5 protein-coding genes are annotated in these 3,885 nt (G+C 74.5%); 3 read left to right on the top strand and 2 right to left on the bottom strand.

Annotated elements, in window-relative coordinates; all coding sequences use genetic code 11:
• Together GT042_RS27375 and GT042_RS27370 are read left to right on the top strand one after the other, a co-directional pair.
• On the top strand, window positions 1–397 hold a 397-nt coding region (locus tag GT042_RS27375), incomplete at its 5' end, for a C40 family peptidase (RefSeq protein WP_161311400.1).
• A 195-nt stretch (window positions 398–592) separates the two neighbouring features.
• Window positions 593–958: a hypothetical protein gene (locus GT042_RS27370; protein ID WP_161311399.1), complete on the top strand. Its 366-nt coding sequence runs from the start codon at window positions 593–595 to the stop codon at window positions 956–958.
• Between the two features lie 32 nt (window positions 959–990).
• Here the strand turns inward: GT042_RS27370 and GT042_RS27365 are convergent, their stop codons facing one another.
• Together GT042_RS27365 and GT042_RS27360 are read right to left on the bottom strand one after the other, a co-directional pair.
• Entirely contained in the window at window positions 991–1,722 is a 732-nt protein-coding gene (locus GT042_RS27365) for a response regulator transcription factor (RefSeq protein ID WP_161311398.1), read from the bottom strand.
• A gap of 73 nt (window positions 1,723–1,795) precedes the next feature.
• Window positions 1,796–3,094, bottom strand: a complete 1,299-nt coding sequence (locus GT042_RS27360) for an ATP-binding protein (RefSeq protein ID WP_161311397.1) — start codon at window positions 3,092–3,094, stop codon at window positions 1,796–1,798.
• Between the two features lie 223 nt (window positions 3,095–3,317).
• Here GT042_RS27360 and GT042_RS27355 point away from each other — a divergent pair.
• Window positions 3,318–3,885, top strand: a 568-nt coding sequence (locus tag GT042_RS27355; RefSeq protein ID WP_161311396.1) for a PspC domain-containing protein, incomplete at its 3' end; no start/stop codon positions are given.

The following is a 3,885-nucleotide window of genomic DNA, read 5'->3' as shown; positions in this document are numbered from 1 at the left end:
CGCCCGCGCCGGCCGTTCCGCCTCCCGCCCCGCGACGAAGGCGCCCAGCAGCCGCGCCGCCGCGGCCGTCGCCTTCGCGTACGCGGCGATCGGCAAGCCGTACGTCTGGGGCGCGACCGGCCCCGGCTCCTTCGACTGCTCCGGGCTCACCCAGGCCGCCTGGTCCGCGGCGGGCGTCTCCCTCCCCCGGACCACGTACACCCAGATCAACGCGGGACAGCGTGTCCCCCGCTCCCAGCTCGCCCCCGGTGACCTGGTGTTCTTCTACTCGGGCATCAGTCACGTCGGGATCTACGTCGGCGACGGGAAGATGATCCACGCGCCGCGGACCGGCACGAACGTCCGGATCGCCCCGATCGACCAGATGCCGTTCGCGGGCGCCACCCGCCCCGTGTAGCGCGGTCCGCCGGGCCCTCAGCACATCCGCCGGCACGCCCGCAGCAACCCGGACGCACCGCCGTCGCCGGACTGGCCCCCGCCGGGATGCCGCTCCCCCGCCCCCGGGTCACGATGAGCGCGGACGCCCACCGGTCCGCGAGTCCGTGAAGGGGAAGCCGTGATACGTGTGACACGCCGAGGACGGAGAGCCGCCGTGCGGGCCACGGTTCTCGGCGCCGGGGCGCTCTTCGTCCTCGCGCCCGTCGGCGTCACCCCCCGGGGCTGCGGCGAGCTCTCGGGGGGCCGCCTCTGCATCGAGGGGCCGATCGGCGGCGAGGGCGGGTTCACCACCCGGTACGTCCAGCACGACGGCGGCCCCGACCTCGCCGTACGCCTCGGCTACCAGCGCAAGGACCGCCGCGTCACGGCGTTCGCGGACTGGTTCGGTACGCGGCGCACGCGCGACGGGGTCGCCGCGCTGGGGGGCCGCCTCGACACCGAGCCCGGCGAATGCATCCGGGGGGTTCTGCTGGACGCCCGGGGGCAGGCGTACGTCACCCAGTGGCAGTGCTCGGACTGATCCGCGCACACCCGCTCACGGACAGCCGGTCCTCAGACCAGCCGGCGCGCCGTCGCCCACCGCGTCAGCTCGTGCCGGTTCGACAGCTGGAGCTTGCGCAGGACCGCCGAGACGTGCGACTCGACCGTCTTCACCGAGATGAAGAGCTGCTTCGCGATCTCCTTGTACGCGTACCCCCGCGCGATCAGCCGCAGCACCTCCCGCTCCCGCTGCGTCAGCCGGTCCATGTCCTCGTCCACCGGCGGCGCGTCCGAGGACGCGAAGGCGTCCAGGACGAACCCGGCCAGCCGGGGCGAGAAGACCGCGTCCCCGTCCTGCACCCGGAAGATCGAGTCGACCAGGTCGGCGCCGGTGATCGTCTTCGTGACATAGCCGCGGGCGCCGCCCCTGATCACCCCGATGACGTCCTCCGCCGCGTCCGACACCGACAGCGCCAGGAACCGCACCGGGCTCTCCGCCGCCGCCATCAGCGGCGCGCAGCGGCGCAGCACCTCGACGCCGCCGCCGCCCGGCAGATGGACGTCGAGCAGGACGACCTCGGGGCGGGTCGCCGTGATCACGGCGACCGCCTGGTCGACGTCGGCCGCCTCGCCGACCACCTCGACGCCGGTCTGCTCGGTACGGCCGATCTCGGCCTGCACTCCGGTACGGAACATCCGGTGGTCGTCGACGAGCACCACACGCGCGTGCCGCCCCAAGCCGCCCTCCGCCGGACCTCCCGCCGGACCCGCGGTGCCTTCGGCCTGTACGCCTTCGCTGCTCATCGTCCCTGTCCCCTCGCCGTCGCCCTGCTTCGTGTCCTCACCCGTACGGTACGTTCCGCCTCCCGCACCGCCCTCAATCCGCCCGCTCCATCTCCAGCTCGACCTCCGTGCCCCCGTCCGGCACCGCCCGCAGCCGCGCCGTCCCCCCGTGCCGCTGCATCCGCCCGATGATCGACTCCCGCACCCCCATCCGGTCGTCCGGCACCGCGTCCAGGTCGAACCCGGGCCCCCGGTCCCGTACGGAGAGGAAGACCGTACGGCCGTCCACCTCGGCGAAGACCTGCACCGCCCCGCCGTCGCCGCCGTACTTGGCGGCGTTGACCATGGCCTCGCGCGCCGCCTGCATCTGCGCGGCCAGCCGGTCGTCCAGCGGGCAGTCGCCAACGACGACCACCTCGATCGGCACCCCGTGGTAGTCCTCCACCTCCGCCGCCGTCCGCTTCACCGCGTCGGCGAGGGTGGCCGGTTCGTCCGCCTCCTCCTTGCCCGTGCCCTCCGGGTTGTAGAGCCAGGCGCGCAGCTCGCGTTCCTGGGCGCGGGCGAGTCTGCGGACCTCGCCGGGCTCGTCCGCGTTGCGCTGGATCAGCGTGAGGGTGTGCAGGACGGAGTCGTGGACGTGTGCGGCGACCTCGGCGCGCTCCTGGGCGCGGATCCGCATCAGCCGTTCCTCGGACAGGTCCTGGGTCATCCGGACGAGCCAGGGCCCGAGGAGCAGCGCGACCCCGGCCACGACGGCTATCGCGCCGGTCAGGACGTTGCCGAGCTGGGCCGCCGCACCCCTGACCACCATGAAGACGGCCAGCCCCAGGCCGACCAGCGCCACGCCCGCGAAGCCGCGCGCCAGTTGCAGCACCCTGCGGCGGCGGCCGACCTCGGTCCAGCGCGCCCGGCGCGCGTTGTCGGCCTGGCGCCAGACCAGGACGACGCCCGCGCCGATGAGCAGGGTGGGCCAGATGTAGCGGTCGGCGTGGTTGCGGCCCAGATTGACGTTGCCGATGAACACCCCGGCGCCTATGACCAGCGCGACCAGCGCGAAGACCTGCCCCTTGTCGGGCTTGCGCAGCCGCCGCCGGCCGTCGGGGCTCGTCTCGAAGAGCGAGCGCGGTTCGGTAGCCGTACCGCCGACGCCGAGCGGGACGACGATCCAGAAGACCGCGTAGAGCAGCGCGCCGAGTCCCTGGGCGAAGAAGAGGCCGAGGAAGACGAGCCGTACCCATACGACCGGCAGCCCCATGTGCCCGGCGAGCCCGCGGGCCACCCCGCCGAGGAGCCGGCCGTCGGCGCTGCGGTAGAGCTTGCGCGTCGGCTGGTCCTCCGGCGCGGGGGCGCGGGAGTACGAGGGCGGGGCGGGGCGGGGAGGGGCGGCCGGCATGCCTTTGATGGTCACACGGCGGCGCGGCTCCTGGCATCAGGGTCGGGTCCCTGACGGGACCCTGAGCCGACCCTGAGCCGGGGGACCGGCCCGCCCCGTACCGGAAGCGGTACGCGAGGCCGTACCCGAGCCGCATCCGACGGAGGGACCGCCGGCGAATATCAGGGAGAGCCCAGGGTCGGAGCGGGTGGAGGCACGGCTCGCGCCCGGTCACCATGGAGCTATGACCCCGCCGCCGTCCCAGCCGCCTCCCGCGCCGCCCGAGTCCCCGCCGGGCTCTCCGGGCTCCCAGGGGTCCCCGGGCTCGCAGAGCTCTCCGGGGCCCCAGGCGTCCCCCGGATCCCCGGAGGCCCCGGCGGCCCCCGCCACCGCGCCCGGTCCGCACCTGACCCGCAGCCCCCGCCAGAAGGTGTTCGCCGGGGTGTGCGGAGGCCTCGGGCGGTACTGCGACGTCGACCCGGTCATCTTCCGGATCGTCGTCGGGGTGCTCTCGGTGACCGGTGGGATCGGTCTGATCTTCTACGGCTTCGCGTGGCTGCTGATCCCGCTGGAGGGCGAGGAGGAGAACGAGGGCCGCAGGCTGCTGTCGGGGCGGGTCGACGGCGCCTCGCTCATCGCGGTGCTGCTCGCGCTGATCGGCTGCGGGCTGTTCCTGTCGATGGTGGGCAACGGCGGCACGCTGGGCTTCGCCGCGATGCTCTCGATCGCGGTCGCCGGTTCGGCGGTCTGGTCCCACCGGCGCCGGGGGGCCGCCCCCGCCGGCGGCCCGCTCGACCCGGCGACGGCACACA

The organism is Streptomyces sp. SID3212 (assembly GCF_009865405.1).
Taxonomy (GTDB): domain Bacteria; phylum Actinomycetota; class Actinomycetes; order Streptomycetales; family Streptomycetaceae; genus Streptomyces.
The sequence above is the reverse complement of the archived record's forward strand: the minus strand, read 5'-3'. Positions and strand labels throughout refer to the sequence as shown.

Bases quoted from the DNA above. Each gene is read 5' to 3' on its own strand.
- GT042_RS27365 (WP_161311398.1), bottom strand. From the start codon at position 1,722: ATGAGCAGCGAAGGCGTACAGGCCGAAGGCACCGCGGGTCCGGCGGGA.
- GT042_RS27360 (WP_161311397.1), bottom strand. From the start codon at position 3,094: ATGCCGGCCGCCCCTCCCCGCCCCGCCCCGCCCTCGTACTCCCGCGCC.